The following is a 20,124-nucleotide window of genomic DNA, read 5'->3' on the forward strand; positions in this document are numbered from 1 at the left end:
GTAATAATGGAATTTAACTTGAAAAACGCAAATGAATTTATAGAAAAGAATAAAGAGTCCATTAATAAAAAGTTTTTCCCAAAAATAAATTACGCCGCACCTATAGGTTGGATTAATGATCCAAATGGGGTCAGTGTAAAAGATGAATATTATCATTTATTCTACCAACACTATCCTTATGATGCTTGCCACGGCCCTATGCATTGGGGTCATGCAAGGACTAAGGATGGACTAGTATGGGAAAACCTACCAGTAGCCCTAGCCCCTGATATGGCCTATGACAAAAATGGAGTATTTTCCGGATCTGCAATCTTTGTAGAAGATGAGCTCTACCTAATGTATACAGGCCACCTTACAGAAACTGACCACGGTCAGGTAAGACAAAATCAAAATATAGCTAAGTCAAAAGATTATATAAACTTTGAAAAATATGCCAATAATCCTGTTCTTGATGAAAAAGATCTGCCAGCTAATATCTCAAAAGAAGACTTCAGAGACCCTAAAGTCTTCAAGAAAGATGACAAGTATTATGCAGTGATAGGAACAAAGACAGATGATAAAATAGGTACAGTTCTCCTTTATGAATCAGAAGATATGCTAGCTTGGACCTATAAGTCTATACTCATATCAGATGAAGCCTATCTAGGGGATATGGCAGAATGCCCAGACCTTTTACTCTTTGAAGATAATAAGGCGGTCCTCTTAGTAAGTGCCATGAATTACAATTACCAAGGCAAAAAACATCCACATAAGACGATGTTAATAGAAGGAAGGATGGATTGGGATAATTACAAATTCCTGGCAGAATCTACTAGAGAGATGGACTTTGGCTTTGACTATTATGCTCCTCAAAGTGCCAAGGAAGATGGTGACTACTTTGCCATAGCTTGGAACCAAGCCTGGGGCTCAAGCCTAATACCAGGAGAAGAAGGCCATAAATGGATGGGACAGATGACAATTCCTCAATTAATTTTTGAAGAAGATGGCAAGATAAAAAGAACCATCCACCCAAAAGCCCTAGCAAAAAAGACCCTAGTTAAAAAAGAAAAAATAAGCGAAGGGCCAATTAGCTTAGAAAATGGCAATTTCATAGAGTTTGAAACAAAGCAAAGAGGGCTTTTAAAATTAAGCCTTGCAAATGATAAAGAAGCCTTTGATTTTAACTTTGACTTAGCAAATAATAAGGCAAGTTTTGATAGGTCAAAGATGGCCTATAAGATAAAGACAGAACATGGTTTTGATATCAATAAAAAATCCTTTGATCTAGACTTTAATGATGAGAACAAATTTAAAATCATAGTGGATAGGTCATCAATTCAAGTATATATCAATGATGATTATTCCATATCTAATACCTATTATTCTGATAGTGAATTGGATAGGATAATAATAGAAGAAAAAGATTTGCTTGACGAGATAAGAATTTATGACCTGCTGGGAGAGAATAAATGTATGGAGCAATAGAAGCTGGCGGCACAAAGATGATTTGTGCCGTAAGTGATGAAAATTTTAATATTATAGAAAAAATTCAATTTCCTACCACACTTCCTGAAGAAAATATCAAAGAAATGATAGACTTCTTTGGCAAATATGATAAGGCTTTAAAAGCTATAGGCCTTGGAACTTTTGGTCCAGTAGATATAAATCCAGAATCTAAGACCTATGGTTACATCTTAAACACTCCAAAAAAAGGATGGCAAAACTTTGATTTTGTAGGTTCCTTAGAAAAGGGACTTGGTATAGATGTATATCTTACAACAGATGTCAATGCAGCAGCCTATGGTGAACTAAAAGAAGGTGCAGGCAAGGGACAAAATTCTCTAGCCTATTACACCTTTGGTACAGGAGTAGGCGGAGGAGTTATACAAAATAAGGACTTTATAGGAGGAAGGGGCCACCAAGAACTTGGACACATGATTGTAAATAAGCATCCAGATGATAAGTTTGAAGGAATATGTTATGCTCATGGGACATGCCTTGAAGGTCTTGCATCTGGTCCATCCATCGAAAAGAGATTTGGAATCCCAGGCAAGGACCTACCTATAGAAGATAAGTTTTGGGATATAGAAGCCTACTATATAGGTCAATGCGTTTATAATACAGTCCTAGCCTTTAACCCAGACGTGATAGTCCTAGGTGGTGGTGTTATTCAAAAAGAAGGCCTAATAGAAAAGGTTAGAGATAATTATAAAAAACTAATGAATGACTATATCTCAGTTGAAAATGTAGATAAATACATCGTGAAACCTGATAGAAATGGCGAGTCTGCAATAATCGGAGCACTCCTCCTGGCAAGAGATAAGGCAAGAGAAAAGGTTGGATAATTATGGTAGATATAAAATTAGAAAATGTTTATAAAAAATACGACAAGGCGACTGATTATTCTGTAAAAGACTTTAATCTAGACATAAAAGATGGGGAATTTATAGTCTTTGTAGGTCCATCAGGATGTGGTAAGTCTACAACACTTAGGATGATTGCAGGACTTGAGCATATTACAAAGGGAAAATTATATATAGATGGCAAGCTTATGAATATGGTTCCTTCAAAGGACCGTGGAATTGCAATGGTATTTCAATCCTACGCCCTCTACCCACACAAGAATGTCTATGACAATATGGCCTTTGGTTTAAAGCTAAGAAAATATAAAAAAGATGAGATAGACAAGAAAGTAAGGGGAGCAAGTGCAGTCCTAGGTCTTGATGAATATTTAGACAGGAAACCTGCAGACCTATCTGGTGGTCAAAGACAAAGGGTGGCCCTAGGTCGTGCTATAGTAAGGGATGCCAAGGTATTTTTAATGGATGAACCCCTATCAAACCTTGATGCAAAACTTCGTATGCAAATGAGGGCTGAAATATCAAAGCTCCATGACCAATTAGATGCCACAACAATATATGTAACCCACGATCAGACAGAAGCCATGACCATGGCTGACAGGATAGTCATAATGAATGAAGGACTCATCCAGCAAATTGGAAGCCCAATAGAACTTTATGATGACCCGGCCAATACCTTTGTGGCAAGCTTTATAGGATCACCTGCTATGAACTTGGTAGAAGCAAGGCTTGAAGATGGCTATTTAAGAAAAGGCGAAGACTTAGCCATAAAGATTCCAGAAAATCAATATCAAAAACTAAAAGACCTTGGTTATGATGGAAAAGAATTGATATTTGGAATTAGGCCAGAAGATATAAGCACAGAAGTTGACTATGGTAATAAGTACCACGCTGATATGAAATTATCAGAACTTTTAGGCTCTGACACAATCTTTTATGCAAGCATAGGAGATGAGGAATTCATCATAAAAGGCGATAAGGAATCCTATACTAAGGATAGCTTTATAAATATCAGTTTTAATGCTGAGAAAATAAAATATTTTGATAAGGAAGACGGACATTCTTTGATTAGACACCTAGTAGAAGAATAAAAATATATGTATCCCTCCCGAAATCCCCTAAGATTTATTATTGATTCAAGGGGATTTTTTTTATTTAGATAACTTTATAGTATTTGAGTGTACGTAATAGATATGACAACTTTGTTTACGATAAGGGGTAAAGAAGAAAGCTCGTAAAAGCTTCCAAACTCCCTTGCTTCGAGCCTAGTCGAGAAGCTTAAAGATTTTGTAGGGGGTTAAAAGATACTTAAGGCAGGCTTTTGCTTTATTTTCAAATTATTAAAATTCTAACGGTTTAGATAGCCTTATCCCATTTAAATCCATGCCTGTGGCTGGTATTAGGATGTAGGATTTGCCGTCTATTTTTTCTTCTTTGATTGTTGTGATTTCATCTTCTGGGATGGTGATTTTTATGCCTGTATCTGAGACTAGCTTGTAGTCCTTGGCTAGGATGTTATCTACTATCAGCTTGGTGTCTTCTTCTATTTCGACTTCCTTGCCGCCTAGGGATTCTAGGATTTCTTTGATTTCCTCTTTTTCGAGTGTTGGGATTATCTCGCTTTCCTTGGCCTCTTCAGACATTTCTTTGAGCTTGTCATTGAGGATTACCAGGTTTTTGATGGTTTTCTTATCTTCTAGGGATTCTTCGACTAGGATTTTGTAATAGTCTTGTTGGTAGTCTACCTTGCTTGGCATAGTACAGGCCAGGATTTCTTCTTCGAAGGCCTCGTCTCTTTTGCTGTTGTTTTTGACATAGTAGAGGCATTCGTAGATGTGGGCCTGCCTATCTGTGAAGGATGGGTAAAGCAGGCCAAAGTCTGGGGCCTTGACTGTAGACTTGTTTTCGCTTTCGGAAAATTTCCTTTCTTCTTGGTCATAGATTAGCTTAGCTTTTGGATTTGCTGTCGGGCAGATGGCTAGGATGAAGAAGGAATATGTCTCTTCGCTATCGCCTGAATAAGATCCGTCTTGGGCCTTTTCTATTACATCATAGACTCCGTGGCCTAGGATTATGGCGTAGTTGCCATCTGTCTGATAGGTCCCTCTTATTTTTTCTACGAGTTTATTTATATCTGTCTCTTCGTTATTTTTTGAGATTTGGTAGAAGAGTTCTTGCTGGGAATTTGTCTCGTATTTGCCAGTAAATTCTAGGTTTAGGAGATTTTTCTCGAGATTGCCCGAGAGAGCTTTCTTGAAAATTTCATCATAAAGGTCTTTTTCTCTAATGGTCAAAAGACCATAGGCGAAGGCATCTTCAAAGATTATCTCGCCTTCTGCATTGATATAGTAAGTATAGATGGTATCAAGTCTTGACTGGTCAGGCCTGATTATTTTTCTGATTTCGTTTATTTCTTTTTTCTGCATGTTTCACCTCGGCTTTTATTATACTATTTTCTTCTTCTATTTGAGTGGTAGAATTAATAATCGCCCCGGCATAAGCTAGGGCGATTTTTTATCTTGGTGATATTTTGTAATTTATGCCATTTACAAGGCTTACCTTATAAGGGCTATCGCTGAAGTAGCCTTTTAGAAAGGCTAGGCGGTGGGTGTGGTAGGTGGATTGTTCTTCTTTTAGGTCAAGATTTCCTTCCTGGATTTCGAAGGATTCATGGTGATCGTGGCCGTGGCCTCCCTCACATGTCGCTTCTTTTGACTTTTCTAGGTCTATTTCCTCATCGTATTTAGAGTGGAGGTTGTTATTTGTGATTAGGTAGAGGCTTTCTCCATCTACCATGGCTGCTAGGCCCTGATCGCATGGCATCCCATCTAGGAGATAGGTGTTTAGGGCTTTAAATACTTGTTCAAAGCTTGAAAAGTCTTTGTCCTTGCCACACTCCTGTCCTAATTTGTATAATTTTTCATCAGGGTCTTTGGTTAATTTTATGGCTTTGGCTAGCCTTGTTTCGACTATATCTATTTTTTCTTGCAAATATCCGTGGATATTTTCTTGATCTAGAATTTCTTCTAGGGGCTTTGTTGAAACTGGATCTGGTTTTATATCTTGAATATGACCATCCATTAGGTAGTCTGTAATTTTATCTTGGAATTTTATTTTTTCATACATCATATAATGGATGGGTCCGAGTGTTTTTGACATATTTTCTCCTTTGATTTTTCTTTGCTTTTATATTATAAGTTTGAATCTATAAAGATTCAAGCGGAATTTATTTTTTGAGTGAGTTAACAAACTAATATACTTAAGACAAATTTTTGACAATATCGAAAATATAAGCTATAATATGGATATAAAGAATACGATTTCACTTGAAATCACAGGAGGAATACATGAAAAATAAGTTTAAGTCACTCATGGCTTTATCTTTAGCTGTAGTTCTTACAGCTTGTGGTGGAGCTAAAGAAGCGGACAAGGGAGCAGATACTAAAGAAGCTGCTAATACCGATGCTGCTACAAAGTTAACAGTTCAAGCTGAAGAAGGTTGGGTAGATTATTACAAAGCTGCAGCAGAACGTGTTAAAAAACAATTCCCTAATGCAGATATCGAGATTAAAACAGTTGGTTCTTTTGACAACTTAGATATTATCGATTCTACAGATGCTACAAATGAAGACGTTGCTGATCTTTTTGCAATTCCTGCAGATAGACTTTACGGTTTACATGGTAATGACGTACTTGGCGCAATTGATTCTAAAAAACTTGCTGAAGAAATCGGTGGTTGGGATGACTTTGATAAGGGATTAGGTGGAAACTTCAATATAGATGGTGAATATTTTGCTTTCCCATTCAATATAGAAACACTTATCACTTATGTAAACTCAGCAAATGCTAAAGAAAAGAACGTAGACCTATCTAAACCTATCGAAATTGAAGATGTTGCAGATGAATCTACAGTTTTATTCCCATTATTTGATGCTTGGTACGGCGTTGCTGCTACTAACTCTTCAAATATCGAACTTCTTGGCAAAAAAGAAGACGGAACACTTTACTCAGACTTTACTAAAGAATGGGATGAGCTTGAACCAGAAAAACAAGCTACAGTTAAGGCACTTTTCGATTATTGGAAAAAACACAACGAAGCTGGCACACAATTATTTGATGCTGATGCAGGTTGGGGTTATATAGATGATACATTCAAACCAGGCAACGGCGGTGTTGCTAGACTTGGTGGACCATGGGATGCAGCTGCTATAGGCGAACAAGCAGGCGAAGGCAACCTAGAAATTCATCCAATCGGTCAACTAACATTGGCAGGCAAACCACTAACACACTGGCAAGGTGGTTGGGGACTTGCAATGAACGCTAGAATAGAAGAAGATGCTGACAAGGTAGCTCTTGCAGAAGCTATGATCAAAGAAATTGTTAACCCAGAATTTGCAGCAGACCTATACAAGGCTTCAGGTAAGATTCTTGAAAACGTACCAGTAGAAAAATATAAAGAAATGGATCTTTCAGATACAGACAAGAACATCATTGAAGCTACAATCGCTTCTTACAAAGAAGCTCCAGCTAGACCACTATTCAAAGAGTGGGGCGATGTTTGGGATACCTACAAAAATGCAATCCTATCTTGGAACTCTGTAAAACCAGCAGACGAAAAGGCAGCATATGCAGAAATAAAAGCTTCATTTGATTCAATGATGGCTAACTTTAACAAATAATTAAATTAAATAGAGGGTGATCCTTAGGGATTGCCCTTTATTCAAGTATTATGGATATAGCAAAAAAAAGAGAAAGATTTCTCTACCAGATACTGATAATATCAGCTCTTTTGATTCTAAACTTCTCGCTTGAGACAATGATGATGGCAAAAGACCCAGATATTTATAGTACAATCGCAAAAGTAAAGCAGGAGCTTACTTATGGAGATTACCTCAATGCACTGATATTTAACTTATTTATAAAGGTAATCAATCCAATAGTAATATCCCTATACACCTTTTTTACTATTAAAAAATACGGCATAAATATGTTTTATAAGATATTTTTTGGAGGAATGACTTTAATTGGAATAATTAATCACCTCCTACAATTCTCATTTGGCTCAGTATTTTATTATATAGGCCTAATACTCGATATAGCCCTATTAATAGTAATCACAAGGCAAGAAAGGTAAAAGAATATGACTTATGAAAAAAACCTTTATGATAGGAGGGGCCAGACTTATCCAAGAAAGAATCAATATATAATTGATCAAATCGAAGGCAATAATAAGTACTCAAAGGCTGACCACCCTTATAATAAAAAAGTTAAGGAATATAAAGAAGAGAAGAAAAAACTCTTAGATACAGCTATCAAAGAAGCAGTCAAAGATAATAGTTCTCATGGGGAGAAATACCTAAATGTTCTTCATCAAAAAAGTCAGATTGCTAGTAAGATGAAAGACTTCTATGAGGCAAATAAGGAACTTTCTTATGACTCACTTCTTGATTACAAATTAAATGAACTAGACCTTACGGCTATTCCAGAGATAATCAAACATGATTCATACCTAAAGGACCAACTAGCAAATGCTAACGAAAGATTAAAGAACCTAACAGATGAGAATATCAAGGCTGAAGCTAAATTAATCGAAGAAGATAGAGCTACCCTTAAGGAAAAATATGACAAAGACCTAAAAGATTTAGAAAAATCTTTCAAAGAAGGTCTGATCTCAAAGAAAGCCTACAAGGCAACCAAAGAACAATTAAAACAAAAATTCAAAGACCAAAATCTAAAAATTGACTACAGAAATCCAGAAAAATCTATCAAAGAAGAAATAGATTCTCTAAAGTACAAGATTAAACAAGATTACAAGCACTCAATGAAGATTTTGGAAGAAGATAGGTCTGACATCAGACGTAGGACACCAGTCGAAGTAGAAAACCAAAGTGCAATCAAATCCATACTATCAGCACCTATTCCAGGGCTTGGCCAATTGTTAAACGGCCAATGGCAAAAGGCAATAATGTTTTTCCTTGGAGCTTTATTTATCTATCTAATAGCCCTACCATATGCCCTAGGCTTCGGTAACTACCAAGGTCAAGGTATAGCAGGTCTAGTATCTTTAGCCCAAGGCGGCAAGAGACTAGATAGGTCAATCATCTTTATGATTGAGGGTGTACTTGCTATAGTATTTGTAGTACTTGCTATGGCAATATACGTATTTTCTTTTAAAGATGCCCACAAGACAGAAAAAGACCAGCTTAAGGGTATCAGACCAAACTCATTTTTTGAAACAAAGAAGATGATGAGAACAGATGGCTTCCCATATTTGATTTCAACACCAGCCCTACTAGTAATAATATTTATAGTAATGGTGCCAATTATCACAGCCATCCTAATTTCCTTTACCAACATGGACCCACAACACCAAAACAAATTTGAATGGATAGGACTAAACAACTACCTAACCATAGCAAAGGGTCAAGGTATAGCAGGAAAGGCCTTCTGGCATATCTTTGCTTGGACAATAATTTGGACACTAGGTGCATCAACCCTAGCAATAGTTCTAGGCTTTGTCTTTGCTCTAATGGTAAATAACGAAAGAATTAAGGCTAAAAAGGTATTTAGGACAGTTTACCTATTGCCATGGGCAATACCAGCCTTCATCACAATCATGTTCTTCTCAATCATGACAAGCCGTGGTGGTGTAATAACAGAGGCGATAAACTCGGTCTTTAATGTAAGCTTAGATATCAAAAATAACACAGTTCAAACTAGAACTGCCCTCATACTCCTCCAAGGATGGTTGGGTCATTCCTACATCTTCCTACTCACAACAGGAGTATTACAAGCCATTCCAAAAGACCTCTACGAAGCTGCAAGTATAGATGGAGCAACAGGTTGGCAAGCAACAGCCAAGATTACAATTCCACTTGTACTCTTCCAAATAGCGCCAATGCTAATCAACCAATATACATTTAACTTCAACAACTTCTCAATAATTTACCTATTTAACGGCGGTGGACCTTTCAATCCACAGGTTTATGGTAACTTAGCGGGATCAAGTGATATTTTGATTTCATACATTTATAACTTAACTATGAATAGTCAGTACCAAGCTATAGGTGCTGCCATAACTGTATTTATTTCAATCTTACTTATAGTTATTTCCTTCATAGGTTACATGAAATCATCAGCCTTTAAGGAGTATTAATATGGCAAAGAAAAATAAAAACAAAGACCTATATTTATCTGACCTCCAGCCCTTATCAGCTGCAGGTAAGCTAGCCTTAGGTATATCATATTTAGTCTTATTTATATGGGCGGCCATCATTCTTGTACCCCTTGCCATAATGGTAATTTCATCATTTAACGGCAACCAAGGCCAATATATATCTATGACTAGTAAGTTCGTATTCTCACTTGACAACTTTAAGTTTTTATTCCAAAAAACTCAATTTGTCAGATGGGTAGTAAATACACTAAAGATAGCAACAGCAACAACAGCCCTAACCCTAATCTTTGTATCCTTTACAGGCTATGCCTACTCAAGATTCAGATTTAAGGGTAAGAAGGCATCATTAATCACAATAATGCTTGTACAAATAATCCCAGCCTTTGCAGGAATTACCGCTTTCTATGCTATCCACACAATCATATCAGGTATAGTACCAGTATTTTCCCGCTCAATGATGCTGATATTAATTTATTCAGGTGGAGCAATAGCAGGTAACACCTTTATCCTAAAGGGCTACCTAGACTCAATATCCCCTGAGCTAGACGAGGCAGCAAGGATAGATGGTTGTTCAAACTTCCAGGTCTATAGGCTAATAATCATGCCGCTTGCAAGACCAATGCTTGCAATCATAGCCCTCCAATGTTTCATAGGACCATTCCTAGATTACATGATGCCAAAGATACTTCTAACAAATCCAGCTGACTACACCTTGGCAACAGGCTTATTTACACTAATAAGCGATATGAGAAATATGAATCAGCCAGCCTTCGCAGCAGGTGGATTCTTATCAGCCATACCAGTAATGCTCTTGTTCTTGTTCTTACAAGATGAGCTAGTAGGTGGATTGTCATCAGGTGCAGTTAAGGGATAGGAGAGAAAAATGCGCGTAACATTAGATAATTTAGGAAAAAAATACGAAGGTAGAGATAAATTTACCATCAGAAATATAAATCTTGAAATAGACGATAAGGACTTTTGTGTAATCCTAGGTCCTTCAGGTTGTGGTAAATCAACCTTAATCAGAATGATAGCAGGACTAAACTCAATAACAGAAGGAACCCTATCATTCAACGATAAGATAATGAACACAGTAGAGCCAAAAGATAGGGACATAGCCATGGTATTCCAATCTTATGCTCTTTACCCACACATGACAGTGTATGATAACATGGCCTTCTCATTAAAAATGAAAAATGAGAGAAAAGAAGTAATCGACAAGAGAGTCCAAGAAGCTGCAGAAATCCTACAGCTAAAAGACTACCTCTACTCAAGACCAAGTGATATCTCAGGTGGTCAAAGACAAAGGGTAGCCCTAGGCCGTGCTATAGTAAGGAAACCATCAGTATTCCTAATGGATGAGCCCCTATCAAACCTAGATGCCAAACTAAGAGAGCACATGAGGGTAGAAATAGTAAGAATCCATAACCAACTAGATACAACCAGTGTCTACGTAACCCACGACCAAACAGAAGCCATGACCATGGCCACAAAGATTGTCCTTCTAGATAAGGGAATCATCCAACAAGTAGGAGCCCCAGTAGAATTCTACGAAAGACCACAAAACCTCTTCGTAGCAGGCTTCATCGGATCTCCAACCATGAACATCATAGAAGGAAAAGTAGAAAATGGAATGTTCGTAAATAACTCTGGCCAAATGAAAATAAAAGCCAACGAAAAAGATGCAGCAGTCCTTAAAAACTACGAAGGCAAAAAAGTCTACCTCGGAATCAGAAGCGAGAGATTTATAGCAGAAGATAGAGACTACAACACAGTAGAATCCAACATCGAAGTAATAGAAATGCTAGGAAAAGAACAAATAATCTATTCAAAGATGGCAGATGGCACAGACCTAGTAATAAGCCAACCAGGCCATTTAGAATACAACATAGGCGATAATACCAAATTTGCCCTAGATCCAGAAGCCCTACACTTCTTCGATGGAGAAACAACAGAAAGAATAAACTAAAGCTACTACCGGGACCAAAATCCCGGTAATAGTTTAAATTGAAGCAGGACTATTTAACTTGAAACTTACAAGCTAAAAGATAAAATGAATAAAAGTAAGTAAAAGGGGAGGAAATATGAAAAAATCAAAGAAAATAATGATGACCATGGCCTTAGGCCTATCACTTGGAGCCCTAGGATTTGGAGTAAGTGCAAATTTGGATACTAATACAGCCTATGCAGAAGAAAATCAAGTAGACTTATGGTTTAGACTTCTAAGAAAAGTAGGCGATAATAAAAATTATGGAATAGGGTATAGTGCAACCTATGTCTATATCAATGGTGTACCACAAGTACTTCATGGTGCTAAGGGAACAGGTCCACTAAAATGTAATAGAGGCGAAAGAGTAACCTTCAAACTAAAAGAAACAGACGAACCAGGAGCGCCTTTTGTAGCAGAAGGTGAATTTGATGTACCTCTAAAAGGCTATAAAGATGGCGATGGAATAGAAATCAAGATGAGAGAACTAGACCAAAGTTCATCAAAAACCGAAAACAAAACATCAGAAGTAAGCAAACAAGCAATAGCAGACCTAAAAGAAGCAAAACACAAAGCAGAAGTAACAAGGAGCTCTTGCCAATTTCTAATTAGAACAGCACCAGATACTATAAAACCAGTAAGAGCTATACTAGATGAATTAATGGCAAAACAAGTAAAATTAATAAAACAAGCTGAGGCTATGTTGGCTAAATATGATAAATAATTAATTTTTGAAAGAAGGTTTTAGGGGGCATCCCCCAAAAACCCTCTTTTTTTTATTCAAGATAAAATATTTGCTTTATTACCAGAATTAATAATATTATGTAGTATTTTTCTTCGTAATTTTATCTTCTAATAAATTATGATTATATACTATTGAATCTTCGTAATAAGGGGGAACGCTAAGGGTGCGGCAGAGGCCCCTCACCGGACGGAAACCCATTTGCTACGCAAACTCCATCGTGCTACCGCACTACGTTTCCGGCATAAACGCCCCAAATCAAGGGGCGTTTATGTCCCCCTTAACCCCCTCTTCGCTACACCCTCCAAGCGGCCCCTAAAGCGGGGAGCATGATTAGAAGATTGCCTAACGGCAATCCTCTCTTTTTAGACAGGCCCCTTTGTATTAGCTATTCTAATCCTTAGTGATTTTAACATTCCGATGCCTAAAAATCTCAATCTAGCCCAAATGTTTGTTTTATATGCTCTCTATATCTCAGTAGTCACAGAATTTTAATTTGTACTCGTGCATCAGGAGATTTTCTTAACGGCATCTCCATTTACAAAATCTCTCGACCTTGGGAGAATTATTCTGTATTCTAAGAGGATATTAACGTCAAAGTATGGCTTGGGCTCGTTTTACTCTGCATAAGTCCTTCCATAGCTCAGCTTCGCTTCGCTAGGATAGGGCTATAGCCTTTGGCAAACATTGCGATAGATGGCTCTAAGGAAAAATGTCTTAAGGTTTACATAAATAAAATCGTCTATTATTTTAAATCGAGGAAGCGTTAAAAAATTTTGTTGAGCGTAGCGAATCTAAATTTTTAGCTGACGAGAGTTGAAATAATAGATTTTGAACCAGGATGAGCAACAGTCAGGTCTACTAAAGAAGATTGCCATAGGCAATCTTCAATTTGCCCTCTGCAAGAGTCGCTTGTGGGGTGTAACGGGGAGGGGTTTAAGGGGAGGGCGATGAGGACCCATGCGAAAGGGTCCTTGGCCCTCCCCCTTTGGCGAAGTTATCAGCTTGATGAAAATAATTCATTATGAGATAAAATTACGAAGAAAAAACTATATAATAATATTACCTTGGATAATAAAAATAATACTATTATCTTGGATAAAAAAGGGAATTTTTAGGGGGAAGCCCCCTAAAAAAACATTTTATAAAGGAAAGGGGAGAGCCCCGGGCTCTCCCTCTAACAATCTTATTGAAAATAAGTTCTAAGCATCGCTTCTAGCAAAGGAATTTTTCATTTTATTACTTGCTTCATATAGCACCTTGTCTAAAAGTTTTAGGCTTGCTTTTTTAAGTTTTTCTGCTATTTCTTGGTTGGCCTTTTCTAGTTCGCTTCTTAGGTCCCATCCTTCTAGCTTTTCTTCTTTTACTTTTTTGTCGTATTTGTGGACTATTTCCCAGCCCATGGCTCCCATTTCTTCTTGGTAGCGTTCGATTAGATTGGCTGTGTCGGCGTAGTGTGGGTCGGCTAGGGCTGCTATTAGGCGATTGGTCCAGTAGAAGTCTTCTGTTGTTACATCTCCTGTGGTATCTCTTAGATAGGCTGGGGTGTCATCTACATTTGGATAAAATGGAACCATGGCGTTGTAGACATTTGATCCTAGGGCTAGCCATTCTAGAGCTTTTATGCCTTCTGGCATGTATGGCCTTATTTGGACTAGGCCTAGGAAGTTGTTTCTGTTGATGCCTATTGGTCTGAAGGCTCCTTTTTTGTCGGCGTACTTGCCATATGGGTCGTATTTTGTGCCTTGGTAGTGGTGGGAGAGGGCGTATTTTATATCTTCTGGTGTGATTTTTCTTTCTGGAACCCTTGACCATGGGATATCATTGTCATCTGGTCTTATGTCTGCATTTTCCCCATCCCAAATATTTGACCTTGGGTTAAAAAATCTTTGAAGGATCCAGGCCCTTGGTGTGTTGTAGACATGATCTGCGTCTGAATGGCTACCGAAGGCATCTCTTGGATTAAGATTTCCATCTAGGGATAGGTCTAGGAAATTATCTTTTATAAAGTCTTTTAAATCTTTGGAGCAGAGGTGGTTAACTCCTTCTCCATAGGCATCTTCTAGGTCGAATGAGTCGATGCCTAGTTGGTTTGGCATGATTACATAAGAGTCATCTGGGACTTTTTTGGCAATCCAGTGGTGGCCGCCGATTGTTTCTAGCCACCAGATTTCGCTTTCATCTTGGAAGGCTATTCCATTCATTTCATAGGTGCCGTATTCTTCTAATAAACTTCCTAGTCTTAGGACTCCTTCTCTGGCTGAATTTATATAGGGAAGGGTGATGGTGACTATATCTTCTTCACCGATTCCTCCAATTTTTTCTTCTTTGCCATTTTCTGCCTTTTTGTAGACTACAAGGGGATCAGCTCCTAGGACTCTTTCGTTGGTGGTTAGGGTTTCTGTGGCTGTCATTGAGACGTTTTTCTCATTGACTCCGCAAGCTGCCCAGATTCCTTCATCATCTACTGCATTTGGCATGGCTGTGTAGGACATTGGATTGTCTGGCAATTTTATCTCTACATGGGATAGGACTGATTTATATAAAGTTGGCTGGTCTTTCTTGTCAACTTTTATGAATTTTTTAGGACAATACTGGCCGCTGCCTGAATCTTCATTTCTAGCAACCAAGGTTGATCCGTCGTATGAGGCATTTTTACCTACTAATATTGTTGTACAAGACATTTTTTCCTCCTAATTTCTTATAGGATTAATATACGTCAAATTTTATTTCTATAAAATTTTCTTTTAAATAAATTTATAAATGTATTAAATTTTAATAAACGTATAATATGATTATAGATTTGAGGTAATTATGAATAGAGAAGAAAAATTAGAAAAAATTGTTGCTTACCTAAGAAGTGGGGAAAAGGACCCTACTGATTTTAGGTTGGGTTTTGAAGTTGAACATTTTGTTGTGGATAAGGACACTTTGGAGTCTATTTCCTATTATGGGGAAAATGGTGTGGGGGCTAGCCTAAAAGACTTAAAAAATCTTGGCTATGAGGCCCTTGATGATTCTGGCCTTGCCCTAAGGGGCCATGGGGTGGATGTTTCTATCGAACCTGCCGGTCAATTTGAGCTTGCCATTTCTGCCAAGGCCTCTGTAGAAGAACTTTATAGGCTCTATGAGGAAAATATGAGAAAAATTGTCCCAGTTTTTGAAAAAAGAGGTCAATTACTTGTAACCCTTGGCTACCACCCAAAGACTAAGATTGACGATATCAAGGTCATTCCAAAGGCTCGCTACGATTTTATGTATAAATATTTTGCTGACTTTGGGGGCGATATGGCCCACAATATGATGAAGGGGACGGCCTCCATGCAGTTTGCTGTAGATTATAAGGATGAGGAGGACTTTAGGAGGAAATATTTCCTAGCCTCAGCCCTTTCTCCTTTTATTTATTCTGTCTTTGATAATTCCTATATTTTCGAGGGAGAAATCTATTACGAAAGAAACCTAAGACAAACAATTTGGGATAATACAGACAGGATGAGGACTGGCCTTTATGATTTTTCCTTCGATCCCGACCTATCCTATAAAACTTATGCCGAAAGAATCCTTGAAACTCCAATGATTTTCATAAATAAGGATGGAGAAGATGAGTATGTAGGTAGAAAAACTCTTGAAGATTTAATGACAGAAGACAATGCTGATGCCCTTGTAGATCATGCCCTTTCAATCGTATTTCCAGATGTTAGGGCCAAGAAATATATAGAAATAAGGATGGCAGATGAGGTGCCTTTCCCTTATAATATGGCAGGCCTTGCCCTAATTAAGGGGGTCTTCTTTAATGAGGAGATTTTTGATAAGGTCTATGAGCTTTTTTCTGACATGGACTATGACATGGCCACTAAGCTTAAATATAACGCAGCTAGGATGGGGATTTTCGCCCTTTATGAAAATGTAGAGCTCTACCAACACGTCCTTGATATAATCGATTTGGTAAGGCCTGTTCTAAGTGAGTTTGAAAATAGGTTTTTAGATGAGCTTGAGGCCCTCCTAGACTTTGGCATCGTCCCAAGGGATATCTTTGCCAAAATCTATAAGGAAGACCCAAAAAGAGCCGTTTATGAATTTTCAGTCAATAAATTTGTAGAGGGACTCGATGGCTAAGGTCAAAAAAGCTTACGAATGTAAAAACTGTGGCCACACCCAAAATGTCTGGGCAGGCCAATGCCCATCATGCAAAAAATGGGGCAGCCTAATTGAAGTTACAGTCAAGGATACTAAGGGAAAAGCTCCTCAAATCCTAGATGATAAGGATGCAAAAAAGTTAAAAGACATTGAAATTAACGAATCTGAAAGGATTCACTCAGCCTATGAGGAATTTGATAGGGCTGTGGGCGGAGGCCTTGTCAGAGACTCTGTTTCAATCCTTACAGCAAGACCTGGAGCAGGCAAATCGACCCTCCTCCTTCAATTATCCAATTCTTATGCAAAAAGCGGCCTCAAGGTCCTTTATGTGTCAGGAGAAGAAAGTGAAAGCCAGATAAAATCAAGGGCCCAGAGGATAATGGATTCAGAGCCAGACAATCTTTGGATCCTATCGACCAATTCCATGGATTTGGCAATCAAGGAAATCAAGAAAATTGACGCAGATATCATTATCCTTGACTCCATCCAGACCTTTAGCCTCCAGGAATTTGACAACAAGCAGGGGTCTCCTACCCAGACAATAGAGGTGGCTGGAGCTGCTGTAAATTTGGCCAAAAATCCTGACAAGAAAAGGGCCTTCATCATGGTAGGCCATATGACAAAGACCGGTGAGATGGCTGGTTTAAGGACTCTTGAGCACTTGGTGGACACAGTCCTAATCCTAGATGGAAGTCCTGATGAAGACCTAAGAGTCCTTACATCAAGCAAGAATAGGTTTGGTAGAACAGGTGAGATTGGCCTATTTTCAATGGATGAAGAGGGTCTAGTGGAAATATCCAATCCAAGTGAGTATTTCATCACCCAAAGAGAAGTAGAAACCGAAGGATCAGCCATTTCAGTGACCAAGGAGGGGTCAAGGCTACTTGAAGTAGAGATAGAGTCCCTAGTTTCAAAGTCCTTCATGCCCTATCCCCAAAGGATCGGCGATAGCTTAAGGCGTGATGACCTAAACACCCTAATTTCAATCCTTCAGGAGCGTGCGGGCCTAAATCTTTTTGACTACAATGTCATAATAAAGACTACAGGAGGCCTAAAATTATCAGAGCCATCTGTAAACCTTGCTATAATCATGTCCATAGCTTCTTCTTATCTCAAAAAGACAATTTCAGATAAGACAGTCTTCATAGCAGAAGTGGGTCTTACTGGCGAGCTTAAAAAGGTCCCTCAGGTCAAAAATAGGGTAAAAGAGCTAGAAAGGCTTGGCTACAAAGAGGTATATTTAGCCAAAAACTCCCTAGATGCTAAAGACTTTAAGGAAATAAAGGTAAGAGAGCTTGCCAACATCAAAGAAGTCATTAAAGAAGTATTCAGATAAGCAAAATCAACGATGACAAGGTTTTTTTCTTGATAATTTTGTATAAATATGGTATACTTGGATAGAACAGAAGATAAAAGGAGAATAATATGAAAAAGAATATATTTTTAGTTGGAGCCCTTGCTCTAGTTTTAGCCGCTTGTGGCAATTCAACTGACAAGGCAGATGACGCTAACAAAGATGCAGCTGCACCAGCAGAAAGCACAGAATCAGCTGAAAAAACTGGATCTGCAACAGCAGCTGGTTACGGTGGAGACATCAAACTTACTGTAAAAATGGAAGGTGACACAATCAAAGACATCACAATCGATGAAGATTCTGAAACAGAAGGTATCGGTAAAGACGCTCTTCCAAAATTAGTAGAAGCTGCAAAAGCTGCTAACAGTGCAGAAATCGACAACGAATCAGGCGCAACAGTAACAAGTGAAGCCTTCAAATCTGCCCTAAGTGAAGCTATCAAAAACGCAAAATAGGAAAAACTAAAGAGGCTATCTTATAGATAGCCCTTTATTTTAGAAAATATCATCTATAAATCATAGGAAAGGGGTAATATGAACAAATTTAAATCCATAAGCCTAGCCCTAGCCATGGCTATTAGCCTTGCAGCATGTGGCAATCAGGCGGCAAATGAGGCTAGCAAAGAAGAAGCTAAACCAGAAACAAAGACAGAAGAAGCAGCAAAAGAAGCTAAAGACCTATCTGGTATAAGCGGTACATATGAGGGAAGCGCTAAAGGTTACGGTGGCGAGATTAAGGTAAAGGTAAGCCTTGATAAGGGCGTAATCACAGCCATCGAAGCAGAACACAAGGAGACAAGTTCAGTAGGTGGAGCAGGACTTGAAAGAATCAAGGAAGAAGTCATTGCCAAAAATTCTACAGACCTAGACAATATTTCAGGTGCGACCATTTCATCAGCAGCCTTCCTTTCAGCAGTAAATTCTGCCCTAGAAGAAGCTGGAATCAAGCCAGAAGACCTAGCGGCTAAGGAAGATGAAAATGGAAGAGATGCCGAAATTACAACAGATACAGTAGTTGTAGGAGCAGGCGGAGCTGGACTTTCTGCAGCTATCCAAATGGCTCAAGATGGCAAAAATGTCACAATTGTTGAAAAAGCAGGGATTACAGGTGGTAACTCATCACTTGCTTCTGGTGGTATGAATGCTGCTGAAACAAAACTTCAAAAAGAAGAAGGAATTCCTGATACAGTAGAAACCTTTGTAGCAGATACAATGAAGGGTGGCCACGATAAAAACAACAAAGAGCTAGTTGAAAAAATGGCTCAAGAATCATCAGCAGCAGTTGATTGGCTAGAAGAATTAGGTGCCCCACTTAAACAACTTAAGTTCTCTGGTGGCCAAACAGAAATGAGAACCCACGCTCCAATCAATGACGAAGGCAAGTCAATCCCTGTAGGATCTTACCTAGTAAGCAAACTTACAGCCAAGGCCAAAGAGCTAGGCATTGAAATAGTTTATGATGCTAAGGCAGATAAGATTATCATGGAAGATGGTAAGGCAGCTGGTATTGAAGCAACATATCCAGACGGAGAAAAGCTAAAGGTAAATGCCAAGGCAGTAATCGTAGCTACAGGTGGTTTTGGTGCAAATAAAGAATTAGTTGAAAAATATAACCCAGACCTAAAGGGCTATGTGTCAACAAATGCTAAGTCAATCCAAGGTGATGCTATAGGATTTTTAGGAGATGTTGGGGCTAATTTCATAGATATGAAGGAAATTCAAATCCACCCAACAGTAGTCCAAAAGGACGGATCCTTAATCTCAGAAGGCCTAAGGGGTGAGGGAGCAATCCTAGTAAACCAAGATGGTAAGAGATTTGTAAACGAGCTTGAAACAAGAGATTTCGTTTCAAAAGAAATCCTAAGCCAAAAAGACCCATCAGCTTGGTTAATTGTAGACCAATCAATGATGGACCAATCATCAACAATTGCCAAATATTTCGAAAAGGGACTTCTCACAAAATGTGATGATTACAAGGCCCTAGCTGACTTAATTGGGGTAGATGAAGCCACAATCAAAGAGACAATCGAAGGCTGGAAGCAAATCGTTAAAAACAACCAAGACCCAGATTTTGGTAGAGAGGGCATGGATCAAACAAGAAGCGACCTATCAGTTGCTCCTTACTATGCAGTTCAAATCTCACCAGGCATCCACCACACCATGGGCGGGGTAGAAGTAAACACAAACTCTGAAGTCCTAGACAAAGACGGAAAGCCAATCCCAGGCCTATATGCAGCAGGTGAAGTCACAGGAGGCATCCACGGAGCTAACAGACTAGGCGGCAATGCAGTAACAGACATAGTTGTATTTGGTAGAAATGCAGCTAAAAACGCCGAAGAATATATAGGCAAGTAAAAGCTTTAAAGAGTCCTTAGGGGCTCTTTTCCTA

The 20,124-nt window shown here is 38.4% G+C and carries 17 protein-coding genes; 14 read left to right on the forward strand and 3 right to left on the reverse strand.

Translation table 11 applies throughout. The features are described 5' to 3' along the window. Positions 1–6: 6 nt before the first annotated feature. Genes C8269_RS09045 through C8269_RS09055 form a run of 3 tightly spaced genes read left to right on the forward strand, consistent with a single transcriptional unit; the run spans position 7 to position 3,430 of the window. Entirely contained in the window at positions 7–1,464 is a 1,458-nt protein-coding gene (locus C8269_RS09045) for a glycoside hydrolase family 32 protein (RefSeq protein ID WP_158698403.1), read from the forward strand. Further along, positions 1,449–2,324, forward strand: coding sequence for an ROK family protein (locus C8269_RS09050; protein ID WP_106461393.1), 876 nt, complete (start codon positions 1,449–1,451; stop codon positions 2,322–2,324). The genes C8269_RS09045 and C8269_RS09050 overlap by 16 nt, the downstream gene beginning before the upstream one ends. Positions 2,325–2,326: 2 nt before the next feature. Next, positions 2,327–3,430, forward strand: a complete 1,104-nt coding sequence (locus C8269_RS09055; protein WP_106461394.1) for an ABC transporter ATP-binding protein — start codon at positions 2,327–2,329, stop codon at positions 3,428–3,430. A 249-nt stretch (positions 3,431–3,679) separates the two neighbouring features. On the opposite strand, the gene C8269_RS09060 is transcribed toward C8269_RS09055, so the two are convergent. Further along, a complete protein-coding gene (locus tag C8269_RS09060) occupies positions 3,680–4,765 on the reverse strand; it encodes a DUF4317 family protein (protein ID WP_106461395.1) in 1,086 nt (361 codons plus the stop codon). Positions 4,766–4,853: 88 nt separating this feature from the next. Further along, positions 4,854–5,498, reverse strand: coding sequence for a hypothetical protein (locus C8269_RS09065; RefSeq protein WP_106461396.1), 645 nt, complete (start codon positions 5,496–5,498; stop codon positions 4,854–4,856). 188 nt (positions 5,499–5,686) lie between these two features. On the opposite strand from C8269_RS09065, the gene C8269_RS09070 reads away from it, so the two are divergent. The 7 genes from C8269_RS09070 to C8269_RS09100 all read left to right on the forward strand — a co-directional run bounded on the left by C8269_RS09070 (position 5,687) and on the right by C8269_RS09100 (position 13,451). Continuing rightward, positions 5,687–7,018, forward strand: a complete 1,332-nt coding sequence (locus C8269_RS09070) for a sugar ABC transporter substrate-binding protein (protein ID WP_106461397.1) — start codon at positions 5,687–5,689, stop codon at positions 7,016–7,018. Between the two features lie 50 nt (positions 7,019–7,068). Further along, complete coding sequence (locus tag C8269_RS09075; RefSeq protein WP_106461398.1) at positions 7,069–7,473, forward strand: hypothetical protein; 405 nt, start codon at positions 7,069–7,071, stop codon at positions 7,471–7,473. A 6-nt stretch (positions 7,474–7,479) separates the two neighbouring features. After that, positions 7,480–9,495 (forward strand): carbohydrate ABC transporter permease, encoded by a 2,016-nt coding sequence (locus C8269_RS09080; protein WP_106461399.1) that lies wholly within the window; start codon positions 7,480–7,482, stop codon positions 9,493–9,495. Between the two features lies 1 nt (position 9,496). Next, positions 9,497–10,390: a sugar ABC transporter permease gene (locus C8269_RS09085; RefSeq protein ID WP_106461400.1), complete on the forward strand. Its 894-nt coding sequence runs from the start codon at positions 9,497–9,499 to the stop codon at positions 10,388–10,390. A 9-nt stretch (positions 10,391–10,399) separates the two neighbouring features. Further along, positions 10,400–11,485, forward strand: a complete 1,086-nt coding sequence (locus tag C8269_RS09090) for an ABC transporter ATP-binding protein (protein WP_106461401.1) — start codon at positions 10,400–10,402, stop codon at positions 11,483–11,485. A gap of 115 nt (positions 11,486–11,600) precedes the next feature. After that, positions 11,601–12,227, forward strand: a complete 627-nt coding sequence (locus C8269_RS09095; protein ID WP_106461402.1) for a hypothetical protein — start codon at positions 11,601–11,603, stop codon at positions 12,225–12,227. A gap of 978 nt (positions 12,228–13,205) precedes the next feature. Next, on the forward strand, positions 13,206–13,451 hold the full coding sequence (locus C8269_RS09100; protein WP_106461403.1) for a hypothetical protein: 246 nt from the start codon (positions 13,206–13,208) through the stop codon (positions 13,449–13,451). On the opposite strand, the gene C8269_RS09105 is transcribed toward C8269_RS09100, so the two are convergent. Next, entirely contained in the window at positions 13,448–14,929 is a 1,482-nt protein-coding gene (locus tag C8269_RS09105; RefSeq protein WP_106461404.1) for a C69 family dipeptidase, read from the reverse strand. The two genes, C8269_RS09100 and C8269_RS09105, sit on opposite strands and share 4 nt — an antisense overlap. A 130-nt stretch (positions 14,930–15,059) precedes the next feature. On the opposite strand from C8269_RS09105, the gene C8269_RS09110 reads away from it, so the two are divergent. The 4 genes from C8269_RS09110 (at position 15,060) to C8269_RS09125 (ending at position 20,090) form a co-directional block, all read left to right on the forward strand. Next, positions 15,060–16,361: a glutamate-cysteine ligase family protein gene (locus tag C8269_RS09110; protein ID WP_106461405.1), complete on the forward strand. Its 1,302-nt coding sequence runs from the start codon at positions 15,060–15,062 to the stop codon at positions 16,359–16,361. Further along, positions 16,354–17,718 (forward strand): DNA repair protein RadA, encoded by a 1,365-nt coding sequence (gene radA, locus C8269_RS09115; RefSeq protein ID WP_106461406.1) that lies wholly within the window; start codon positions 16,354–16,356, stop codon positions 17,716–17,718. The genes C8269_RS09110 and radA overlap by 8 nt, the downstream gene beginning before the upstream one ends. 89 nt (positions 17,719–17,807) lie before the next feature. Then, entirely contained in the window at positions 17,808–18,191 is a 384-nt protein-coding gene (locus C8269_RS09120) for an FMN-binding protein (protein WP_106461407.1), read from the forward strand. A gap of 78 nt (positions 18,192–18,269) precedes the next feature. After that, positions 18,270–20,090 carry a flavocytochrome c gene (locus tag C8269_RS09125; protein WP_106461408.1) on the forward strand — a complete coding sequence of 607 codons (1,821 nt, stop codon included), beginning with the start codon at positions 18,270–18,272 and terminating at the stop codon, positions 20,088–20,090. Positions 20,091–20,124: the final 34 nt, after the last annotated feature.

The organism is Anaerococcus sp. Marseille-P3915, assembly GCF_900258475.1.
Lineage (GTDB): Bacteria > Bacillota > Clostridia > Tissierellales > Peptoniphilaceae > Anaerococcus > Anaerococcus kampingae.